Source organism: Burkholderia sp. MSMB1588 (assembly GCF_001546925.1).
Lineage (GTDB): Bacteria > Pseudomonadota > Gammaproteobacteria > Burkholderiales > Burkholderiaceae > Burkholderia > Burkholderia humptydooensis.
The window spans coordinates 2,337,188-2,360,471 of sequence record NZ_LNJS01000001.1 but is presented as its reverse complement, the minus strand read 5'-3'; the positions used below and the strand labels follow the sequence as shown (position 1 = coordinate 2,360,471).

Genomic DNA, 23,284 nt, shown 5'->3' with positions numbered 1-23,284 from the left:
GCGGTTAGAATACGCGCTGCCGCAAGATTCAAGGATTTCAGACACATGAAGACCACCTTTCTGGATTTCGAACAGCCGATCGCCGAGCTCGAGGCGAAAATCGAGGAACTGCGCTTCGTGCAGGACGATTCGGCTGTCGACATTTCGGAAGAGATCGAGCGGCTGTCGAAAAAGAGCCAGCAGCTCACGAAGGATCTGTACGCGAACCTGACGCCTTGGCAGGTGTCGCAGATCGCGCGCCATCCGCAGCGGCCGTATACGCTCGATTACGTGAGCGAGCTCTTCACCGATTTCCATGAGCTGCACGGCGACCGCGCGTTCGCGGACGACCAGTCGATCGTCGGCGGCCTCGCCCGCTTCAACGGCCATGCGTGCATGGTGATCGGCCACCAGAAAGGCCGCGACACGAAGGAGCGCGCCGCACGCAATTTCGGGATGCCGCGCCCGGAGGGCTATCGGAAGGCGGAGCGCCTGATGCGCGTCGCCGAAAAGTTCGGGCTGCCGATCTTCACGTTCGTCGACACGCCGGGCGCGTATCCGGGCGTCGGCGCGGAAGAGCGCGGCCAGTCGGAGGCGATCGGCCACAATCTGTACGTGATGGCCGAGCTGAAGACGCCGATCATCGCGACGGTGATCGGCGAGGGCGGCTCGGGCGGCGCGCTCGCGATCGCGGTTGCCGATACGGTGACGATGCTGCAGTTCTCGACGTACTCGGTGATCTCGCCGGAAGGGTGCGCGTCGATCCTGTGGAAGAGCGCCGCGAAGGCGCCGGAAGCGGCCGAGGCGCTCGGCCTGACCGCGCATCGGCTGAAGGCGCTCGGCCTCGTCGACAAGATCGTCAACGAGCCGCTCGGCGGCGCGCATCGCGATCCGAAGGGAATGGCCGCGCTGCTGCGCCGCGCGCTCGGCGATTCGCTGCGCCAGTTCCAGGGCATGAGTGTCGATGCGCTGCGCGAGCGCCGCTTCGGACGTCTGATGGCCTACGGCAAGTTCAAGGAAACGACGCCGCGCGCGTGAGCGCCGGGCCGTCGACTCACGAGGCGCGCCGCGCCTTCCCGCCGTGATTCCCCCGCATGAATTTTCCGCCGATCGCGTCGTGCTCGACGCGATCGGCGTCGCATTGTCCACGCTGCCCGACGATGCGCCGATCGCGATCGCGTATAGCGGCGGCCTCGATTCGACCGTGCTGCTGCACGCGGCCGCGCGCGTCGCGGGCGCCGGGCGCTGCATCGCGCTGCATGTTCACCACGGCCTGAGCGCGAACGCCGACGCGTGGCTCGCGCATTGCGCGGAAACGGCGGAAGCGCTCGGCGTGCGGTTCGACGCGGCGCGCGTCGACGTGCCGTGCGCGAGCGGGCAGGGCGTCGAAGCGAGCGCGCGCGAGGTGCGCTATCGCGCGCTCGAGACGATGTGCGCGCGGCACGGCGCGCGCACGCTGTGGCTCGCGCAGCATGCGGACGATCAGGCGGAGACGGTGCTGCTGCAACTGTTGCGCGGCGCGGGCATCGCGGGGCTGGCGGCGATGGCGCCGCAGTACCGGCCGGCGCCTGCCGACGTCGTGCGCGTGCGGCCGCTGCTGCACCTGCTGCGTGCGCAGCTCGAGCGCTACGCGCAGCAGCATGCGCTGCGCTGGATTGACGACGAATCGAATGCGGATACGCGCTATGCGCGCAATGCGCTGCGCGTCGACGTGCTGCCCGCGCTTGCGCCGCACTTTCCGGGCTTTCGCGATGCGCTCGGCCGCACGGCGCAGCATGCGGCGGCGGCCCAGCGTCTGCTCGACGATCTCGCCGCGATCGATCTGCGCGCGGTCGCGCGCGACGACGCTCGCGTGTTGTCGCGTGATGCGCTCGTCGCGCTCGACGACGAGCGCGGCGCGAATCTGCTGCGCTACTGGATGCGCTCGCTCGGGCTGCCGGGCGCGTCGGCCGCGCGCCTTGCCGAGATGATGAAGCAGTTGCGCGCGGCGCGCGACGCGCATGCGCTGCGCGTCGATCATGCGGGATGGCGTCTGCGTCTCTATCGCGACGATGTTCAATGGGAAGCGGGTGACGGCGGCGCATCGCCAGCGGCGCGAACCGCGCGCGCCGCCGCGGCTGACGATGACGCCCGCGACGACGCGGCCGATGCCGCGGGCGCCGCGCGGCGGCCGGAATGCGTGCTCGCGTGGCGGGGGCAGGCGGTGTGGCGCCTGCCTGAATGGCGCGGCACCTTCGTGTTCAGCCCGGCGGCGGCGCACGAGCACGATGCGGTGCCGGAGGCGCTGCTCGCGGCCGCCGACCTGCGCGCCTGCGCGCGCGCGGGCGGCGAGCGGATGCGCACGTGGCGGGGCGGCCCTGGGCGCACGCTGAAGAATCTGTTCCAGGAGCGCGGCGTGCCCGCGTGGCAGCGCGACGTGCCGCTGTTGTACGCGGGCGAGCGGCTGCTGTTCGTGCCGCGCATCGGCGTGAACCGCGCGGTGCACGACGGTGCCGATACGCCGGGTGGCTGGCGGCGCATCGAATGGCGGCCGGACATGCTGATCGCTTGAACGGCGCATCCGGCGCGCATCGCGGCGGATGCGCATCCCGTGTCGGCGGAAAAAGATTGCGATCCGGCCTGCCGACGTCCGCTCGGCTTGTCAAGCAGCCGTCGATCGGGTACGCTCAAGTGTTTGCTCGGCTCGACTTTCGAGCGTTTTGTGCAGGTTTTCCGCGTGACGTACCCGGTTTGCGCGGCCTGATCCGCCTTCTCCGGGCAAATCGCCACGCCCGCGTGCTGCGCCCCAGCCGTTCTTCCCGTCGTCCGTCCACAGCCACAAGCCGCGTGACCGAACGGCACCGCGGTCTGTCCAGTACGCCCGTGCGGCCCTTCTCCAGTTCTGAACGACAATGGCACTCATCGTACATAAATACGGCGGCACTTCGATGGGCTCGGTCGAGCGCATCAAGAACGTCGCGAAACGCGTCGCAAAATGGCATCAGGCCGGGCACCAGATGGTGGTCGTGCCGTCCGCGATGTCCGGCGAAACGAACCGTCTGCTCGGTCTCGCGAAAGAGATCTCGAGCCAGCCGAGCCCGCGCGAGCTCGACGTGATCGCGTCGACGGGCGAGCAGGTCAGCGTCGGCCTCTTGTCGATCGCGATGCAGGAAATCGGCGTCGAGGCGGTGAGCTACGCCGGCTGGCAGGTGCCCATCAAGACCGACAGCGCGTACACGAAGGCGCGCATTCATTCGATCGACGACGAGCGCGTGCGCCGCGATCTCGAAGCGGGCAAGGTCGTCATCATCACGGGTTTTCAGGGCGTCGATCCGAGCGGCCACATCACGACGCTCGGCCGCGGCGGCTCGGACACGTCGGCGGTCGCGGTCGCGGCGGCGCTCGAGGCGGACGAATGCCTGATCTACACGGACGTCGACGGGGTGTACACGACCGATCCGCGCGTCGTCGAAGAGGCGCGCCGGCTCGATAGCGTGACCTTCGAGGAAATGCTGGAAATGGCGAGCCTCGGCTCGAAAGTGCTGCAGATCCGCTCGGTCGAGTTCGCGGGCAAGTACCGCGTGAAGACGCGCGTGCTGTCGAGCCTCACCGATCCGCAGATTCCGCTCGACGAAGAGATGCGCTCGGGCACCCTGATTACTTTTGAAGAAGACGAGACCATGGAAAAGGCAGTCATTTCCGGCATTGCGTTCCAGCGCGACGAAGCGCGCATTGCGGTGATGGGCGTGCCCGACAAGCCGGGCATCGCATATCAGATCCTCGGCCCCGTCGCGGACGCGAACATCGACGTCGACATGATCATCCAGAACCAGAGCGTCGAAGGGAAAACCGACTTCACGTTCACGGTCGGCCGCGGCGACTACCAGAAGGCGATGGACATCCTGACGAACCAGGTGAAGGGCCACGTGAACGCCGAGCAGGTGCTGGGCGACCCGAAGGTGTCGAAGGTATCGGTGGTCGGCGTCGGGATGCGTTCGCACGTCGGCGTGGCGAGCACGATGTTCCGCACGCTGTCGGAGGAGGGCATCAACATCCAGATGATCTCGACGTCCGAAATCAAGATTTCGGTGCTGATCGACGAGAAATACATGGAATTGGCGGTGCGCGCGCTGCACAAGGCATTCGAACTCGACCAGGCGTGACGAAATTTCCGTGACGCGCTGAACAAAATGCGTCGCGGAAATTGACCTTGGCCCCGTAACCCTATAGAATTTTGGTTTCGTCGCGCTGCCTCCCTGGCGCGAGCGAAGGTTTGGGAGACGTGGCCGAGAGGTCGAAGGCACTCCCCTGCTAAGGGAGCATCTGGGCCAAAACCTGGATCGAGGGTTCGAATCCCTCCGTCTCCGCCAGGAGTTTTGAGCAAGAAAGCCCCGTAAATTCAAGGATTTACGGGGCTTTTCTCATTGTGTTTCGAGTTCTAAGTTCGATCGTCCTACCCATGTGAATACCCACGGTAGCGATGGCCTCTGTCCAAAAAACCCCGTGTACACGGACCGTGGACAAATAGAACTTTTGGGCAAACGTTCGGAGCGGTCAGCGCCATGCTCTCGTTTCCGTCGAATATCGCAAAGGTGAGAGGCGATGTAGCCGCTAGCATCTAGGCGCCTGGCTCCCCGGGTGTCTCGACCGGCGTTTCGTCTTGTGGCTTCTGACCGCGACTTCGAGGGATTTTTTGTAGCGCAGGGCCGGGGGACGGTTCTCGGTAGTAATGCTCTGACAGACGAGCAAGGCAGTAGAGAATTCGCCGAACTTTGCCCCGCCGGCGCAGTTTGCCTGCACAAGTACTTCGGATAGGCGCTGCTCTCGGCGCCTCGCCGTTCATTGCGTTACTTCGCGCTAACGTCGCCAAGCCGATGGCGCCAGCGGATATTGCCTGATTTCGCGCTATGATTCCGGCAGTGGCACATGAGCAGAAAATAAGACTCGGGAGCGTTGGTTCCCGTGGCGTATTCGGGGTAGCCTGCCGTGACTCAAAAAGAACCAGAATCAGACCAGCCGATTCCTAACAAGCGCCGTATGCGCTTGCCTGCGAAGACAAAATACGTAATCGAGGCTGGCGCTCATGCGCCAGTCGCCCAATTGCGACTGCTCAATCCAGCACAGTGGGAGCAATTCATTGAAGAGTGCTGCTTGCCCTTAGAAGGAAATGCCTACGCAAAAGTGAAGCGCCTCGGTATGCCGGGCGATAAAGGTCGCGATGTCGAGGCAATCGTTTCGCTGCCGCGCGCCAAACATGGCTGGGATCTTTACCAGTGCAAATACTATAAGGATCCAGTCTCTCCTTCGAGCTTCTTCCCGGAGATGGCTAGTTTCTTCGGTCACCTTGCCGGCAAAAGTTATCCTGAGCCGCGAGCCTATTACATCTGTGCCCCGATGGATTGCGGTGTTGATCTTCATGACCTCCTTGTTGCAGATCCTGCTGCATTCAAAGCGGTGTTTCTTGAAGCTTGGCAACAATGCAAGCGAGGATTGAAGAGCAAGCCGACCGACGACGTGAGGGCCGCAGTCGAAGCGTTCGATTTCGCTCGATTCGAGGAGATGCCCGCTCGAACTCTGGTAGAGCTGCACGCAGCCAACAAAGTTGCCCACTACAAAAGATTTGGCATCAAGCCGAAGCGAGACGAAGACGATGAGGCTCCTTCGTCCCCTACCGCAGAGGAAGACCGGTACATCGAGGAGCTGCTGGCGGTATATAGTGAGCACGCCGAATGTCCAATTGGGCGAGGCACACTGCCTGGCAGCGACTACGAAGACCACTTTTCTGGGAGTCGCTCGGAGTTCTACAGTGCGGCAGGATTGGAACGATTTAGTCGCGACATCTTCCCTGGCGAGTTCGACACATTTCTCTCCATGATGTTGAAAACTGTGAAGACTTCCGTCAGCCATCCGAAGCATAAGAGTGGATTCGAGCGACTCGACGCCGCGGTGAATCGCGCACACCAATTCAGGATGCCGGAAAGTCCTCTCAGCGAGAGCTTCCGGCAACCGGACATGCCTGGTGCCTGCCATCACTTGGTCAATGTCGGCAAGCTCAAATGGGTGAAATGAGATGACTGTTTCTCCATTCAATTCTGCATTTGAGCTTGGTATCAGGATGGCGTTCCTGCTACAGGCGTTACGTCCCAAAGTCGCCGACCTTCAAAAACTGGTGCTGCTCGACTATGCGCTTGTCTATTCGGCCGACCTTGACGGGCCGTCGAGTCTTCATACGCCGGTTCCACAGCGAAACAGCGAGATATTCACGCGTCGTGACCGCATTGAGGAAGGCCTGTACATGATGAGTGTGAAAGGCGTCGTCACAGCCGACTACGACCACGACGGGATTGTCTATCTTGCGGGTCCACGCTGCCGACAGCTTGTCCAGGCATTTACCTCGAAGTACGCGCGGGAATTGGAAGAGCGTGCACGCTGGGTTGCGGAGACGTTCGGGGATGTTACTTCTGAGGATCTGACCCGACGGTTCGACCGTGAAGGACGGCGCTGGGGCGCTGAAATTGGCGACTTGCTGAGCTGATCATGGCCTTTACACTGGAACGACTCATGGTGACGGGGCCGGGAAAAGAACCCGCCATCATCGACTTGTCCCGACCCGCCTCGGTCATTTACGGGCCCAGCGAAACAGGCAAGTCATACGTTTATCAATGCATCGCTTACTGCCTGGGCAGTGACGAAATCCCAGAGGAAATTCCACAAGCACATGGTTACCAATCGGTTTACCTCGAGATTTGTGCCGGTCGTGGCGCGGAATCGGTAGCGGATGAAACCGACAAGCAGGATGAGTTCGATTGGGACGGTGTTCAGGACGAGTTCGAATTCGAAAGAGCACTTGACCAGGTCACCGCACCGGAGAAGGTCTTTACCATCGTGCGTGGTATTCAGGGTGGCTCCGAAGCGATCTACCGTTCGACCATCGAGGGAACCGCGACTGCGCGGAAACTGAAACTCGATTGCAATGAACTCATGAAGCGTCTCGTGGGCGTTAGTGAGAACGTTGTCTTCAAGAAGGCCGGGAAGAAAGGCCATATTGCGGCCGGACCTTTACGACATTGGTCGCTGCTGTCGCAGACATCGATCGTCGCAAAAGACAATGTTCTGGGCGATTCCAACACGCGCACCGAAAGAAGCGCGGCTCTGGCGCTCATGCTGACTGGCGTGGACGATGCAGCGATCGAGACGGGTGTAAGCACGGACGAGCGACGTTCAGCAGCCGGTGGCGCCGACGCCGTGCGCGGAATGATTCAGGCGTTGCAGGCGGACATTCCCGAGGGCGCTGTCAAGAAGGATGTCGAAGAGGCTCTTTCACGGGTGGATGAGACACTGAAGGCACTGTCAGAACAGCAAAAGTCGCGAGCCCAAGCACTCGAAACCGGTCGGAGCGAGATCGCGCGAGTGAGCGGAGAGCTTCGCAAGCGTGATGTCGCGATAGCGCAATCGGCAGGCCTCGAAAGCCGATTCCGCTTGCTGCAAGCCAAGTATCAAAGCGATTTCGCTCGTCTGGTGTCGCTCGACGAAGGAGCGGCAGTATATGGCCTTCTCGAGAACGTACCATGCCCGTTATGCGGCGCAACAATGGAGAAGCATGCCAAGGAGTCGCTGACATCGCCTGGCGCGGCCAAAAAGCAGCGGCGCGCAATCATAGCGGAAGCGAAGAAGATTGAGAAGCAACAGGCCGGCCTCGATGCTGCGCTGCGATATGAGACACAACGACTGATCGATTTGAAGCTGGAACGCAAGGAACTGCAGGAGGAATTCGAGCATTATAGCGCGCAAGAAAAGCGCATGATTGCGTCCGGGATCGACGAGTTCAAGGTGTCTGCAACCGACCTTGCCCGTCGACGGACAGAGCTGTACACGCAGGTGCGCGCATTCGATGAGATCGTGCGTTTGACGCGTGAGGCAGCACGACTGCAAGCCATCAGTGTGACGAAGAACGCGCGCATCGAGCGCCAAGTGGCCGGAGACGGCTTGGAGTTATCGGCACTCATCAAGCAGTTGCTGCATGTGTGGGGCTTCGAGTCCGTGAGACAGGTCGCGTTCGACGCCTCGACTTTTGATATCACGGTTGATGGTCGTCGTCGCACTTCGTTTGGGCAAGGTGTTCGCGCGCTTTTCCTGTCCGCGTATTACATCGCACTTCTGCAATACGCGGAAACCGCCGGACGTCCTCATCCCGGTTTGGTCGTAGTTGACTCGCCCTTAAAGTCGTTCGCAGACCAAAAGCAGGAAGGAGACCCGGATGTTCCTTTGGTGACAGTCAACACCAAGTTCTACAACTGGCTTGCCGGCTGGAAGGGGCCGGGGCAATTGATCGTCCTGGAGAACGAAGAGCCACCGGCCGAGCTACGGCCAACCTTGGACGCTATCGAGTTCACAAAGATAGACGGAGTTCGTCGTCGTGGGTTCTTTCCCTGAGGATTTTGTGTGACCGTATTGCGGCTCCGCCGCCGCATGTTTCGCTAACTGCAGTGAAGCATCGGCGGTCCGGGCCCGCGAGACGACAACTGGCATTCGACCGCATCTACGGGACGGTCTACGGCAACGCGATGCGAAAGAAGATGGGAAACGTGCGCACGACGGAGCCTTGTCCTTCCATGGCGCGGTATTAGCAAAAACTAGAGGCAAAGCCACTACGTAGAGTATGTCAATCAATCTGACACCGTTCAGCCACGAATCGCTCTGCCACGGTAATACTTGGACCGTCGCAGATGAACTTGTTCTTGCCCAGCAAATTGCACGCGTTGCCCTCGGCCAGTCAAGGCATGTGCAAAAGATTCTCGCCGGAGCATCGCTTGGTGTACCGCCGACCACGAGCAACGCGGCAGCAGGGGCCATTGAGCTCCTTACTGTTGCCAAGGGCGAGGATCCTTGGCATCGGGACGGTTGGATGTTTCAGGTGCTATCTTGGGTTGCCGCTCATCGTGCCGCTCCGGGTGGCATCATTCGGGCGCCACATATGATATTGGCGCATAAAGGCTTCGACGGTCTTCAGCTCGAAGTTGAGAAGGAGAAGGTAAAGGCTGCCATAATTTTTGAAGACAAGGCGACCGAGAATGCTCGAGCCACTATCCGAGACGATGTCTGGCCCGAGTTCGCGGCGATGGAAGCCGGCGACCGCGAAAACGTGCTGACTGCCGAAGTAACCGCGCTTTTGGCGACACAGCCAAACATTGACCCAGACGTCGCAATCGAGAACGTGATCTGGAAGAACGTCCGTCAATACCGTATCAGTATCACCGTGGGCGATAGTCATTCAGATGAAGCGGGGCGGCTTCGACTTTTCAAAGGCTATGACCAGGTCGCCGCTGGAGAAAATCAACGACGCCGGGGCGAAACCCTCCATGTGAGCAATTTACGGAAATGGATGCAAGGCTTGGCCGATCAGGCGATCGCCGAAGTTCACGCGGGGGTGACGAAGAATGTTTGATGCCGACACGGTTGCTCTGATTTCGAGCGCACCTCCGCTTCCTGGGCTTAACCTCGCGGATCTTCCTCAACAATTGACAGGCGCGTATGCCACCCTTGTCGCGGCTCGCATCCGCATCCGCGAACTGGCCAATGAGGACTCATTGCCAGACGATATTACGAATCTTGTGAGGGAAACAAATCGTCTTGCGTTTTCCCAGGAAGCGCTCGTCTCCGCGCTAGGTGAGCGTGAAAATCGTGCGGCCGCTGCATTCGTAGCCGGTGCTGCACACCACGTGGCATTGCTGGCTGACAGGATACGAAAGACCGAATCACGACGGAGCAGCCTCGCGCTGGACAGCATCTCGCCTGAAGTGTCGGCGACAATTCTTTTCCTAATCGCCGAGTCAAGCGCCGATGCTGCAGAGATGGCTAAGGCGATCGTCATCGGAGCATCCGAGCCGGTCGAAGCTGCGTTGCTTGCTGCGATCGTTCATCTTGCAAACGGCCGACTGCGAAATGTCCTTGACATTGCGTTGCCAGGCACAGCTCAGATACTGGTCGGCAACCGGTATGACCAGGCCGTCAGTGCGCTCTATCTTATGCTGCTGCAGGGAGTGCGCCTGATGGCAGCCAACATGCTCGGCGGAAATAGCGAGGACCCTTTCGCCAATCAAGCCGATCCCGTCGAACTGTTCGAACGGGTGAAAGCGCTCTGCGTCGAACCGCTGAACGATATTTTGGGCGGAGTGGGTGCATTGCCCTACAGCGTTTATCCCGGGCCACGGCACCTTGCGTCCCTTCTGTCTTCTGCCTCACGAGATCTCGCTGCATCTGCACTTGTCAACACGCCTCCGCCGTCTGGCATAGATGGTGAGCAATGGCGGGGCTTATTAAAGAGGACGGCAGAGCGTCGTCCCTATTTATGGCGGAACCATCGGCAGGCGATCGCGTCGGGATACCTAGAGCCCGGGGTTTCCGCCGCCGTCAGTTTTCCAACCGGCGCGGGGAAATCGACCCTGGCAGAACTCAAGATTGCTACAGCTCTGCTAAGGGGCGTAAAAGCAGTCTTTCTGGCGCCGACCCTTGCACTTGTTGACCAGACGGCGAGCGCCCTAAAGGCGACCTTCCCGGATTCGGATGTGTTGCGAGAGCGAACAGACGAACTTGTTCTGGACGTCGAAGGCGACACGCTGCCAGCGATCTCGGTGATGACGCCGGAGCGGTGCTTGGCCATGCTCAGCTTTAACCGGGAGATATTCGCTGACGTGGGCTTGCTGGTATTCGACGAATGTCATCTTTTGCATCCGCGGGGGACGGAAACGAGTCGTCGAGCGATTGACGCCATGCTTTCGGTGCTTAATTTTGTCGCTGTGGCACCGAAGGCCGATCTGCTGTTTCTATCAGCGATGATGATGAACACGGAGGAAATGGCCGGTTGGATGAGCGAGCTCACGGGACGCGAGTCTTTGTCACTTACGTTGACGTGGAAACCAACTCGGCAGGTGCGTGGGTGCGTGGTATATGGCGATGAGGAAATCAAGGCCCTAAATCTTCGTTTGCGTCAAACTCGTGCGAAGGTGTCCAATAAGGATGCGCCGGCGGAGCTAAAACGTGGCTTGAAAATCTCGCCATTCGGGTTTTTCTGCCTACACCAAACCTGGCAATCGAAAGCCCGCAAGGACTATGCGCTTCTGCCGCTGCTCGACGAGCAGGTAACGCTTTCTACCGGATCGACAAAGAACCGGGATTGGTACCTTACGCCAAACGGAAATCAGGTTGCTGCTGCGATCGCTCAGGCAACTGCTCACCAAGGATTAAAAACACTAATATTCACTCAGACTATTCCTCTTGCCAACAGTGCTTCGAACACCCTCTCGAGGGAGCTCGGTCAACCGGACTGCTTGCTGACAGCTGACGAACGGGACCTCTACCTATCCGCTGCTGACGAGCTCGGAGGAGCAGAACATTTGTACCTGCAGGTCGAACATGAAGTAAGGCTGGTGTCATCAAGCGCATGCCATCACGGATTGCTACTACCCGCCGAGCGGAACCTTCACGAGTCTCTGTTCAGAAGGGAGGATGGCATTAATGTCCTGGTTGCGACGTCGACACTTGCCCAAGGCATGAACCTGCCCAGCGAGGTGGTCATCATCGGAGGCGACAGCCGGTTCGACCCGAAAGCAGACCGGATGGAAAAGCTTGATGCTCACGAACTTCTGAACGCTGCGGGTCGAGCGGGCCGAGCAGGGGATGCATCCTATGGGTTTGTATTGATTGTGCCAAGCAAAGTGGTCAACTTCGATGACAAGGCCAGCAAAATTCATAGCCACTGGTCCGATTTGCAAGCCATCTTCGCCCAGAGCGACCAATGTCTTACTATAGATGATCCATTGACGCGGCTGCTCGACCAAATTCACGACGAAGCAGCATCGAAATCTGAAATGGCAATGTATTTGCTCCGAAGACTACCTGTTTCGGCTCCATCGGATGCAGGCGACGACGATGCGCCAGCTAAAGCATTGCTTGTTCGTTCCTTCGCTGCGTTTCGCGCCAGGCAGCAGGGGAATGCTCAGTGGATTCAATCCAGAATTGACGCCGCGATTGCTCTCAGACGCGCGGATCCGAACACACCCTCCGTGCTGACGTGGGCCGATCGCCTGGCTGCGTCCGCAGGGATCCCTGTTGCAATCATTCGTGAGCTCGGGCAACCACTATCTGGATCAGTGAACCCCAACGCAACGACGCGCGACTGGTACTTATGGCTCGTCGGTTGGTTCACACAGAGACCAAAGTTGATACCGCAACTCATTCGTAAAGAAAGTCTCGAAGGGATGTTCGGAAACACCTACAAGAAGCTTGAGGATGACGAAGCGCGCGGAGCGTATGCCGTCGGTCGCATCTTCTCGCTGCTGGATCGCTGGATAGCAGGAGACACACTCGCGCAAATGGAGCGCGTGTTTGGTACGAAAGAAACTCGTCTCGGAAAATGCGAGGCGGCGCGGGAATTCGTTCTACGTCTATTACCAGAAATCTCATATATTTTTAGTTTGCCGGCACAGATATTCCGGGCAATCTCCGTTGAAAATGGGCAGAAGCCTGATATGCCACTTGTGCTTGACTTACTTGGTTCGTGCGTTCGACAAGGTTTTGACGATGCAGACAAGCTGGTCCTGCGACAATACCTGAGTGGGCGGCCGGCTCGTCGTGCAGTGCACCGGAAGTTCGCGGAAATTGCCTCCGTGCTACAACCCGCTTCTGCAGGTGAAGACTTTGGCCGTGCGTTTAAACGTGTCGCCCAAGCCGTTGAAATTTCCGCATTCCTGTAGCCGTTTGCTTCACGCGTCACAAGTTCATTCGCGGTCGTATACGCTTGCGCAATCACACAATCTACTTACTCGACCCTGGAAATTGGACAAGCAACTCTCCGAAAGCCTCTCAATGCTGGCCCTGTTCATAAAGCGCTTTCCGAACCAGCTTTCTATAGCAAGACGCCAACCGTCCTTTCCGGAAATAGAGACGAGGATAGTGGACGCGATTGGGGATGCTGTTTCTCCTGCCGCGGCGGCGGACGCTTATGAGCGCTTTGGCAGCATCTTGCCTAACTGGACGTTCTATGTTGCGTCAGACACAGGTGTCGCGCCCGGCGTTTCGGTAAACAGATCATTTTCCGAGGGCTCGGTCGTTCGTGGCTTGTTGCCCAAAGAACGGGTAATGCTACTAGACAGCAATATTCAGCAGACGCGGTCAACGGGGAGTTATGCCGTACTCTCATGTGACTATTCGATCGCTTTAGACACGCAAACAGTTAGTTACCTCGAACCTTACCTTTCGGGAAACCGTGGACGCCTACCTAAAGACTTCCGGGAGGTCTTCGAGTTCATTGCTCGCGACGACGTGTTTGTGGACCCGATTCCGTACATGATAGAGAACCTTCCAAACATTTTGGAGGAAGAAAACGTTCTCGGAATCAAGGAAAAACTGATTGGCTACGAACGGTTGCGAGAGCTTGATGCGAGCGCTCTCCACTCAACGGGGGACGTACGTTTCAAAAGCTCGGACGAAGAAATTGAGCGCCGCGTCGACGAGCATCTCTCGATGATGAAAGAGGACGCGGCGCAGCCGGAAATATTGGAATCGGTCTTGTATGATCACGCGGTGATGTACAGCCTTCTCCTGAAGATGACGATCATCCAATTACGTAAGCCGCAAGCGTTAGCGGTAGCTTCAAAGGTGAACGAATTTTTGGAGTTCCTTAACGACCGCTTGCATACGCTGTTTCTCAGGGAAATCGTAGTCGCAACAGAGTATTTTAAGAAGGGGCAGCAGTTGCGATTTTTTGGAAAGATTCAACGTTCCGAACCGGACTGTCTTCCGGAACTGCTTGATCAACTCAAGAACATGGCGTGGGATCTTCTGCATCTTCGAATGATGGAGGGCATGCTCAACGTTCGGCTCAGAACGACGGCCTTACGTAGCCGGCCGCGCTACTATTTTCCGTCACTGCTCACTTGCGACAGACGCTTCATCGAAGTAATCGATCTCTATCCGCTTAAGGCTTATGCTTATTGTCACGACTCAGGGCGAATTCTCACGTTCCCAGAAGCCTCGTGGAAAAAAAGACTTATCGAAACGGGAATCGTCACCGCAAAGTCGTTAGATGAAGTACTTAGCGAAGATGCAGCTCTGCGCAGAAGGGCAAATCGTGACAATTCCAAAAAATACCTAGCTTCGCTGATTCGTGAATTAGAGGAGGAATTTGCGGCAGCGGCAAAGCGAACCGGCTAAAAAGCCACGTAGACTCTCAACTACCCACGCGAGTCCCAGCGACAAGCCGCCCTCGACCGTGCCAACATTCGCACTCGTTGTTCACCTCCGCAGGAAACGTCTCAAGCACGCGACGAGGGCTGAAACATCGCTGCCCGGTGCCAGTTCGAATGTCCCTACCCGAAACGCATCCTGGAATGCGCCGTCTGCCAGCCAGTCGACGGCTCCACCTCGCGGAAGGAGGAGAAAACTGCCCGACGGACGTTCGCCGTGCCACGTGAGGCTGTCCTGATAGATGTGAGCCGACTGCATGGCGTCCAGGACATTGTCCCGACTGACTCGGTACTTTGCATCGAGCACCAGGAAGCGCCGGGCCTGAGAAGACTCAACCGTGAGAACGATGTCCGGCTCACGCTGCCGTGACAGACTTCTGAAGTCACGCACGCTCGGTTGGTCCCAGGCGTGAAACGTAGGCTGCAAATGAAGGATCACGGCATCGCTGTCCATACAGCCTTGCACCCGGGGGCGAACACGATCGGAGTCGCCAGCGGCGAATCGCCATTCGGCTTCGGGCGCGATCTCCTGGAGCAACTGCCACACCTGCAAGAAGCACCATCGCTCATAGACCTGCCACGTCGCCCCTGTCGGCAACGAGTCGTCGGCGTCATCGCCGAGCACTCCCATGTTCAAGGCCTTCCACGCCAACTGGAACGCGCGGGCATAGTCAGGCTGCGCCGAAATGGCGTTAAGACCCGCCGCGGAAATTTCCGGGCGCGTCACGGCGCTCAATACCGGAGACCGCCGGATGCTATGCAGTCCATCGTCGAGCGCAGCCAGTACACCAAGGCGGCGCGATACCCTGGTCGACAGCCGCTCATTCTGTCGGCCGGTCATGCTGGCGAACTGCTGGCCGAGTGCCGCCGCGCGAGCACTCAAGCGGTCCACCATAACCGCAATCGTCCGGTTGGCGGCATGGTCGAAGGTGGGATGCACATGGGGCACCGTCACCCGGCTCAACTCAACGGGATCGCCCTGGTCCAAGCCCAGCAGTTGCACCACCGCGGGCGTCCGGGAGAGTTCTTGCACTGTTCTGAGATCTAGTTGCCGAATCTGGTGCGGCCGTACGGTGCGTCGCTGCTCTTGCAGACGCATCAGGGGATGCAAGCAGACGGCACGCAAGGCAGCGAGGCACGCGGCGCCGTAGCGACGCATTCTGGCATAGGCCACCTCAACGGACGCGACGTCTCCGTCCTGGCCGAATCGGGGCAATGCAGCGCCGTCGCCCAGAAGCAGCTGGGGCATGGCGGACAGAATCTCGCTGACCATGCATACAAACTGAGGCTGGCCCAACTTGTCCGGCGAGGGGCCGACATCCAAGCCATAGGTAGCTATCAGCCTGCCTGCGCCGTCGAGCACCTCCGCATCAACCCTGCCAGCATAGAAACCAGGCGTCCAGACCCATATCTGCTGGGCAAGCTGCCGACCCAACGGGACTTCGTCAACCAGGACGAAAGCATGCGGCATCGCCACCCGAAACGTATAGATACCGCCCTCCACGAATCCCGTGGCAACATCGCCGGGCGGTACTTCCCATGACCGCCCCGTGGCCTCCTCGATCCAGAGCATACGCGCGTCAGCGCCAGAAGCGGGCGCTGCCCAAGCGGGCAAGATCGTCGGACAGCTGTGTTACTTTTTCCAACGACATCGGCAACTGGTTCGTCTCCAGCAGCTTCTTCGCCTCGGTCAAGGCCGCGCGCAGACGCGGGCTATCCTCGCCACGCAGCTTGGGCAGGATCTTCCCATAGACGGCATGGTCGACCGCCTGCCGGAATCCGACGACGCCGCCGGCGAGCGCAGTCCGCACGTATCCGATCACGTCACCGATCGTGCGCCAACCGAAATGCAGGCGCACCGGCCGAAGAGCCGCAGCCAACTGCCTCAGAATATCTTTCAGATCCGCAGTATGACCACTATCGAGACCGCAGCTTCCCCACCCAGGATACGCATCCGTGTCGATGTCCCAGAACTCGATGACCGATGCGCGATCAAGTACTTTGTCGCTCAGGCCATGCGTGGTTTCATCCATATTAACCGTCCCGATAATCAGCAAGTTGGACGGGTAGGCTACGCTCGGTGGAATTTCATCGACATCGTCATCCTGGGCATGCAACTCGATTTGATCTCCCGTCTCCATTGCAGACAACAACGGCGCGAGATACTGCTCCGGGTGGGATAGGTTCATCTCGTCGAGTACCACCGTATAGGGTCGCTCGGGATCGCGCACGGCGTCCAGGAGAAAGTTCAGAAAGCTCGTGCGCACATACCGCTCTGTGTTCAGGGGATTCACATATCCGAGCAGAGGGCTCGGATCGTGCCAACCGGGCTGCACCGGTAGCACATAAATACCGTCGTCGGTACCTAGTGGAGATTGACCACGCAATGCACGGCCGTAGCTGCGAGCCAACTGTGTTTTGCCGGATCCGCTGAGGCCGCTCAACACCACAAAGTGGCGCCGCTCGTGACTCCACAATGCGGCATCCAGTTGCGCAACCAGCGCTCGATTGAATACCAGTGCGTCAGGAAACTGCGCCAGGATCTGATCGACGCTTGGGCGTTCGAACACGAGCGACGGGGCTCCATCGGCCAACGGAAGTGCGGGCTCGGTCGGCGTGGTCGCCACTGCCAGCTTGCCCGGCTCCCAGTGGATTCGACTCGCCCAGTCCTTGCCTCGGGCCGTTAGCGCCAGAGTCTTGCCGGTTGTGAACTCCACGAGCTCCATGGCGCGCAACCAACCAATTAGTGACGTAGGTGCGAAGTTGGTTTTCCAGCCGGGGTTGACCTGCTGGAGGTCCGAAATCAAGGTTTTCTGCTCGCGCGGCCCTTCGCGCAGCAAATACAGCAGGTTGTCAAAGCCAAGAATCTGCGTCAGCATCCAATCGGACACCTCATCCGGATCACCGGACTCGAGAAACGCCATCCCGCGTGAGGTCAGCTTCAGGTTGTTACCGTCAGCCGTCAGCACACCCCATTCCGCGATCAGGGCATTGATGTTTGTGTTGACGGAACTTGCCGACAACTTGGGATTGACCGCGCGCACATGCTCGCGGAAGTCCTCGCGCGAGCATCCGTCCTTGACGAACTGGAGCATAGCAAGCACCGAGGACATCGATCCGGCGATGGCCAACATCCCGCGACGGCGTCGGTTTGCCGGCAAAGGCCTTAGTTGGCCCTGGCCCGCGGCGTCGCCGCTGTCCGTCGTGACTTCTTCGTCTGCCTGAGTGTTCTCCCGCTTGAACAGGAGCCATGGCAACTTCATGCGCGTCAGTTCGGGCGGTTCGTTCTGCAAAACTTCGATGCGCGGCCAGACGCTATCGAGCCGGTTAAGGATGCGTTGATTCAGTACTGCACGACCTTCGCGGAGCCTGCCGACATGCATGGCTTTGCCAACACTGTCGAGAGCCTTTCCGTCGGCGAGGCTCGTGAAATGTTCGGGCTGCAGGGCCGCAAACACGCGTGCGAGTTTGAGCCGCGGTACCCGGGATCCGCGTTGCTGGATCTTTTCAGCGACCTCATCCCACAACCGCTGCAGTTCCTGCGTGAAGGCCTCGTGCTCGGGTGAGGCACGCAAGTTACGGACCGCCCAGAGGCAATCAACCATTGCGGCGTCCGTCCAGAACGGTCGCGTCGCAATGAAGCCTTGCCCGGTCGCGGAAATGGCTTCGCTGTCCCACAGTACCTGCTGGAAGTCCTCGGTCCGAAACACATCCTCGCTTGCCTGCTGTACCTTGGCGATATGCGCAGCCAAGTCCTCCGTCCACTTCCGATAGCGCGGATCGTTTCGCCGAGCTGCCAATGCCTGGTTTGCCGCTGCGACCAGCACGTCATCCTCTTGCAGATCCATTCCCGATTCCTGAAGCGAGTTAAATTAACGGTGACGCGATATCAACGTTCACCCGCAATTGTGCAGTTGACCTCTTCGTGGCAGCAAGCTATTCCAATCCACGGATCGGAGCCTTGTATCCGACGCAGACAGCCATTGGCGGTCGGCGTTGCGGCAGTTAAACCGCCATGGTTGCGTCCTCTGGCGCCAGTTCGATGATTCTGGTCGCCGGATGGATGGTGATGCGCACGACATCACCCGAGTCATAGCCCTGCGCGAGCATCTCCTGGATCAGCCGGTTAAGGACCGTCGCTCCTGAGGAACGGTTGACGCAGTCAGCGGTCGACCCAGAATCGCGCACGCGGTATTCGCCCGCGGGCACGTATGGGACAGCGCTGGCGGGAATGAGACATGCTTTGCTCTCGGCGGCGAACTCTGTGATGACGTAGGGAAAGCTCAGACTCCCATCAGGATGGCGGCGCACCTCGATCCGGTTCGGCGTTCCTTCGCGTGGCGACGCAGCTCGCGCAAAAGCGGTGGGGTCCAGCGGCCTTCCCGTAATGGCGTAAATGCCGCGGCTAACGAGGCGCACGACGGGCGTCGTCATGAGCGCTGCTGAGAAGGTTATCAGCTTGATGTCGGCAAGTGCGGACCTCAGTTCGAAACGGCTGGCCGCGCCGTCTCGTGCCTCGAGCGCCGCCACCAGTCGCAACTCCGTCTCTGACAGCTCTTCCCTTGGGTTCAATGGTGTGCTCGCGCGATAATCGTCATGCTGGACGACTTGCAGCCATGTAAGTCGCTCCAGGACCGCGCGCGCGACATGGATCGGCGGAATAAGCATCAGCGAACGATCACGGTCGAATTCTGCGGTTGCCGTCCGGCTGCGGTAGCGCATGATTGCTGCCAGCAGTTGGTCGATGTCGACACGCTCGCGCGCCACTGCGAACACCTTCCGGGCGACGCTCAGGATAATGTTGCGGCTGGGCTTTTCTGGCCCGAACCAGAACCACAGCCTGTCGGCGTCAAGCCACTCGAAGCCCTCTACTGACTGCAGCATGTTGGCCAGGCTCGCACCTTGCAGCCCGTGAGTGAGCGACGCCTCGCCAGCGACCGTAGGGAGATGTGCCACGCCGCAGGAACGGATCATGGCGTATGCGACGCTTCGGACTGCCTTGACGTCTTCGACCTGCGCGACGTCATCTTGGCCCGGACCATATGCCCATGGATCGATGCGCAAGCCGCCCGGTTGCATGACCGGATCACTCATTCGAACAATGCGTTTTCCAAGCAGGTCATTGGCAAAGAGACACGCGTCTTCGAGCGTCAGATGTTCACCTAGTTGTGTACGCACCTGGTTATTCAGTACCGACACGGGGCAGGGTAAATGTGAGGCACAGGCGAGTTGAAGGGAATCGAATACTGGGATGCCAAACTCAAATTGAGAAGAGCGTTCGGTCAATTTCTCGATGATCTGACGTGCCCGCTCTCGGGTGATTCCCACGGGTGCCGCGAGCTCGATCAAGGTGGTACCGTCCGGACCGTTCACACCGTAGCGCCTAGCAAAGAGATCGGCGTCGCGTTGTGCGCCCGCCTCGATAGGTCGATCGGGAAAGGCCAGATTCCGCCCCCGTGTGGCGAGACAGGTCGCGACCTCGCGGATTGCATCGGTTACCGTGTTGGCGACGATGGTCACCTGCTGTCGCCGAGGCGCGGGAACCGCTGGCTCATCGCCGTCCGGCGCGAGGAGCCAGCCGGATGGCAGCGCGAGCGCCATCTCCCATGCAAGCAGACGGCTGCTGTGGATCGAGCGGGGAAGCTCTCCTCTTTCCCATTTGAGCAAACTCGGGACAGAGATTCCGGCCCGCTCGCCGACCTGTGCCCGTGACAGTCCGAGACTACGTCGGCGAGAGCGGGCGCGCAGGCCCAAGGCGTGGCCGGCTGCCGCCGGAATGAGCACGCGGTCAGATTGCACTGAAACCGAAAGGGGCGCGGGCGATTCTGTAATGACCGGGTCGGGCAGGGTCTTGCTATCTGGCGACAGCAGCCACCCGGAGGGCGCCTGCAAGGCCGCCTCCCATGCGTTGACTCTCGTCGGGCGCATGCTGTCGGGTAGATTACCCGATTCCCATCGAGCGATAGTCGGCGGCGTCACATTGACGAGCGCCGCTATTTCCGGGATGGACTTTCGCATTGCCTCGCGGCGTGCGCGGGCCCGAGCTGCGAGATCGGGCGCAAGCGATCGCGGGATATATGTACGAGGTTCTGTCTTCACAGGCTAGGCGCGGGCGGCGGAGTGGTGGGTTGCTTGCTTTTTTCCGGAGCCAGGCGAGTTCGGTGTCACCCTTTGGATAGTGCAGCAGGCTGCTTGGATCCCACGTAATCTTGTTGTGCCCATTTTCATCCCCGGTCATTATTTTTTCCACGCGGAGAGTATAGCCAGGACAACAAGTGCATCGACGTTCGCTTTCCGCTCCGCCATTCGGCCCGATTTTGCTACCAGCTCAGTTACTCGAAGAAGCGCATCAGCTTGGCCCATTCCAATTCGTCGCCTTTGAAGGTTTCGCTCAATGGTCGCGATGAACCACCGAGATAACGAACCTGCTCGATGCGTCTCGGTTCACCGGCGACCCTTTGTGTCAGTAGTCGTCGCCCAGCGGGATCGACAACGAATAACCCGAATTCCGCGTTTGCTTCTTGAGCATCGCATATCGCATCGTTGATGTGGTGGTCGTTAAAGCTATAACCGATGGTCATCAAAAGGCTATTGGCCTGAGTGAGGGACTCGCTGAAATATCGCCCGTAGCTGGCCAGCAACGGATTCCGTTCGATCGCTTCCAGCTTGTTGCCGCCGATGACGATCACGGGAGCTCGGTCATTTTCCGGTCCTTCATACCAGTGCGCTGATCCGTGCAGTTTGATTATCGGCTGAAGATGCGCTTCAATCTGCAATTGTTCCTCTGCTTGCCCCACTATCCACCGCTGTCGGGGCAAACCTCCGATCGTGGCACGGGTGATGGCCCGGAACTCGGGCGGCACCACACATCCAGGCCATTGGACGCCTTGCCAGCGGCGTTGTCCGGCAAGCTCGATGCCGTGATAGTGCAGCTCGAGCAGCATGTCCTGATTGAGAGTAAAGATCGCGTCGAAGCGTGACAGAAAATCGAGAATTGAGAACTGTCGATCTTGCGATAGCTCCAGGGATGGACGTCGTGTAAAGGAGGCATTCATGGCGCCGAACGCCTCCCAGAGCGCCGTTTGAAAAGCAAGAATCTGTGGCAGAAGCCTATTGCCGTCGGGGCGGCGGAATTGCTCGTACAGGTCAAAGAACGCCGGTTCGAAGCCTTGCTCCAGGATCAGCGAGCAGATTGCTGGGTACTCCTTGAGGCGCCAAACCAGATCGTCGCAAACCTCACTGGCAAGCCAGCCACCCCAATTCCGGCTGAACCCCGCCCCCAATAGCAAGTAGCGTCGCATGGTCTGTCTCCTGGTCTAAGGGACCTCGTCGGCACTGGAGCGAGAAGAGCGCTTCGAATATCGTGTTTATCCATTACACGTCTCTTCTGTTTATCCTTCCTTCGATGTCAGCGCATGCCTGCATGAGTTCATCGAAGGTTGCAGGATCGCCGAGCAATATTGCGTCATCCAGCATGGCGGCGTAGTCGTCGGCTAGGGCTTTGCGCGCATCCTCTTCGGGAACGAGCCGTAGCTGTCCCTGCGCCGCTTTGGTGTAGTCGATGACCGCGCCATCGGTGTCTTTTTCGATGAAGAAGATGGACTTGTGCTGGGCGACCATGGTCGCGACAGCGCGATCGGAAACGACTTCGTCGAAGTACGCACTGCGCGCGATTGCAGCGAGATCATGCCAATGCCGAGCATAGCGCTCACCACGGATACGGCCTTGTGCACAGTACACGTGCGCCGCAGTCGCTTTCTCCCAGAAAGTGCGTGCGAGGCTCATGACCAGCGGCGAAGCTGTTGGAAACGACACCTCAGGTACATGTCCGTCCATGTCGCACGTGACCGACATAATCTGATGCGGTTCTCCTGTAGCACGGGCGCCAAATTCCAGGGTGACCACCGGCGCCACATAGCCAGTCCCCTCGGCGAGGGGAGGGTAACGCAAGAACAGTTTGTCGTTCTCCTGTCCGCCAATCTCGACCTGTGCGTCCAGCCGATCGTGTTCCAGCGCTGCCTGAATGACGGGTTGGACGTTCGTTTTGATCCAATCCGGAAGCCGGTGGCGTACGGCTTGCGTCCATTTGCTGGCTTGGCTGCGGCTGGATGGTAGTTCGCCACCGTCGTCAATCAAATCCGGTATCAGTTTGCGAATGTCGTAGGTCAGGTCAATGTCTTCGGAGAAGCGATCGATGATTTTGTAGGCCTTGGACAAGGAGGTACCACCTTTGAAGGTGAGATCGGCGGCTAGCGGCGACTCGAAGATCGAGCGCAGTGCCCACACGACCCACACGTCCTTTTCAAGCAGATGCGCAGGGCGCCCCGTTTGATCGCGGGCGTATTCCAGCGCTTCGCGCCGGTCGTCCGCGCTGAGACCGAAGAAGTATTCAGCCATGCGCCGCTTCCTGACCGATAGCCTGAGCCATCCACGACGGCAGGATGGCTCGGGCAGACGTCAGCGTTTGCCATTCCGTTGCCGGAAGGGTGCGGTGCAGTGCCGCTAGCGAGCTGCCGACATGTGTCGGCCCCATCCAGGCCAGCGCGCGGATCGCGGCGCCGGCCGGCCCGTTACCCAAAGCCAGCATCCAGCGGGGGGCATGTTTGACTAGCAACTCCGAGCGACCGAGTTTCAGTTTCCGGGTACGCCCCGACGTCAGATAGACCTCCCGGGTCGGCACCTGCTGGGTCAGGCCGAGCGCGTTCGCAGCACTGGCGCCGTGCGGGGCGATGGTTTCGCCGCTTTGCTCCGCCATGGCCTTTACGACCTTTCCCGGCGCAGGGGCGCGCGAGCCGAACCGGCTGGAGACGGGGGCGACATAGGTGCCGCGCGCTACGCGCATAAGCTTGCCGGCCTTGCTGAGGCGCGAAAACGCCTGGTCGACCGCAACGCGGCTTCCCAGGTGCAGGAATTCCTTGGGCGACAGCACGCCGCCCTCGGGGAGAGACTGGGCGTGGAGCAGGATCGTTTCAGGGAGCGTGTTCATGGATGCCTCTCGTGTCAGTAATTGTACACTGTTTCTGACATCCAATGCAACCGCCGGGGCTGAGGTAACGGCCCGGGCGCTTTTCACGGCGAGCTTC

16 protein-coding genes and 1 tRNA gene are annotated in these 23,284 nt (G+C 59.6%); 10 read left to right on the top strand and 7 right to left on the bottom strand.

Translation table 11 applies throughout. The features are described 5' to 3' along the window. Positions 1-45 precede the first annotated feature (45 nt). Both WS92_RS22435 and tilS read left to right on the top strand, forming a co-directional pair. Positions 46-1,017, top strand: coding sequence for an acetyl-CoA carboxylase carboxyltransferase subunit alpha (locus tag WS92_RS22435; RefSeq protein WP_015602471.1), 972 nt, complete (start codon positions 46-48; stop codon positions 1,015-1,017). Between the two features lie 43 nt (positions 1,018-1,060). Continuing rightward, entirely contained in the window at positions 1,061-2,530 is a 1,470-nt protein-coding gene (gene tilS / locus WS92_RS22430) for a tRNA lysidine(34) synthetase TilS (protein WP_059929207.1), read from the top strand. Between the two features lie 115 nt (positions 2,531-2,645). On the opposite strand, the gene WS92_RS32990 is transcribed toward tilS, so the two are convergent. Then, positions 2,646-2,888, bottom strand: coding sequence for a hypothetical protein (locus WS92_RS32990; RefSeq protein WP_082743508.1), 243 nt, complete (start codon positions 2,886-2,888; stop codon positions 2,646-2,648). Between WS92_RS32990 and WS92_RS22425 the strand changes: the two genes are divergently transcribed. From WS92_RS22425 to WS92_RS22380, 8 genes are all read left to right on the top strand, one after another. Further along, positions 2,871-4,121, top strand: coding sequence for an aspartate kinase (locus tag WS92_RS22425; protein ID WP_006026005.1), 1,251 nt, complete (start codon positions 2,871-2,873; stop codon positions 4,119-4,121). The two genes, WS92_RS32990 and WS92_RS22425, sit on opposite strands and share 18 nt — an antisense overlap. Before the next feature lie 113 nt (positions 4,122-4,234). Then, a tRNA-Ser gene (locus WS92_RS22420) sits at positions 4,235-4,328 on the top strand. 616 nt (positions 4,329-4,944) lie between these two features. After that, positions 4,945-6,027, top strand: coding sequence for an ABC-three component system protein (locus WS92_RS35085; protein ID WP_141668077.1), 1,083 nt, complete (start codon positions 4,945-4,947; stop codon positions 6,025-6,027). 1 nt (position 6,028) lies between these two features. Continuing rightward, the gene (locus WS92_RS22405; protein ID WP_059929198.1) at positions 6,029-6,493 is read left to right on the top strand and encodes an ABC-three component system middle component 2; all 465 of its coding nucleotides are present in this window, start codon (positions 6,029-6,031) and stop codon (positions 6,491-6,493) included. A 2-nt stretch (positions 6,494-6,495) separates the two neighbouring features. Next, positions 6,496-8,391: an ATP-binding protein gene (locus WS92_RS22400; RefSeq protein WP_059929195.1), complete on the top strand. Its 1,896-nt coding sequence runs from the start codon at positions 6,496-6,498 to the stop codon at positions 8,389-8,391. A gap of 226 nt (positions 8,392-8,617) precedes the next feature. Then, positions 8,618-9,403: a hypothetical protein gene (locus WS92_RS22395; protein ID WP_059929189.1), complete on the top strand. Its 786-nt coding sequence runs from the start codon at positions 8,618-8,620 to the stop codon at positions 9,401-9,403. Then, positions 9,396-12,710: a DEAD/DEAH box helicase gene (locus tag WS92_RS32985; protein ID WP_082743507.1), complete on the top strand. Its 3,315-nt coding sequence runs from the start codon at positions 9,396-9,398 to the stop codon at positions 12,708-12,710. The genes WS92_RS22395 and WS92_RS32985 overlap by 8 nt, the downstream gene beginning before the upstream one ends. Positions 12,711-12,792: 82 nt before the next feature. After that, positions 12,793-14,169 (top strand): hypothetical protein, encoded by a 1,377-nt coding sequence (locus tag WS92_RS22380; RefSeq protein WP_141668076.1) that lies wholly within the window; start codon positions 12,793-12,795, stop codon positions 14,167-14,169. Between the two features lie 81 nt (positions 14,170-14,250). On the opposite strand, the gene WS92_RS22375 is transcribed toward WS92_RS22380, so the two are convergent. The 6 genes from WS92_RS22375 to WS92_RS22350 form a co-directional block, all read right to left on the bottom strand. Then, positions 14,251-15,774, bottom strand: a complete 1,524-nt coding sequence (locus WS92_RS22375) for a DUF2357 domain-containing protein (RefSeq protein ID WP_059929179.1) — start codon at positions 15,772-15,774, stop codon at positions 14,251-14,253. Positions 15,775-15,781: 7 nt separating this feature from the next. Continuing rightward, positions 15,782-18,049 carry an McrB family protein gene (locus tag WS92_RS22370; protein ID WP_059929175.1) on the bottom strand — a complete coding sequence of 756 codons (2,268 nt, stop codon included), beginning with the start codon at positions 18,047-18,049 and terminating at the stop codon, positions 15,782-15,784. A 157-nt stretch (positions 18,050-18,206) separates the two neighbouring features. Then, on the bottom strand, positions 18,207-20,219 hold the full coding sequence (locus tag WS92_RS35080; RefSeq protein ID WP_141668075.1) for a helix-turn-helix domain-containing protein: 2,013 nt from the start codon (positions 20,217-20,219) through the stop codon (positions 18,207-18,209). 314 nt (positions 20,220-20,533) lie between these two features. Then, a complete protein-coding gene (locus WS92_RS22360) occupies positions 20,534-21,502 on the bottom strand; it encodes an SIR2 family protein (RefSeq protein WP_082743506.1) in 969 nt (322 codons plus the stop codon). Between the two features lie 73 nt (positions 21,503-21,575). Next, positions 21,576-22,598, bottom strand: coding sequence for a nucleotidyl transferase AbiEii/AbiGii toxin family protein (locus tag WS92_RS22355; RefSeq protein ID WP_059929166.1), 1,023 nt, complete (start codon positions 22,596-22,598; stop codon positions 21,576-21,578). Then, complete coding sequence (locus tag WS92_RS22350) at positions 22,591-23,187, bottom strand: DUF6088 family protein (protein WP_059929163.1); 597 nt, start codon at positions 23,185-23,187, stop codon at positions 22,591-22,593. Before WS92_RS22350 ends, WS92_RS22355 begins: the two co-directional genes overlap by 8 nt. Positions 23,188-23,284: the final 97 nt, after the last annotated feature.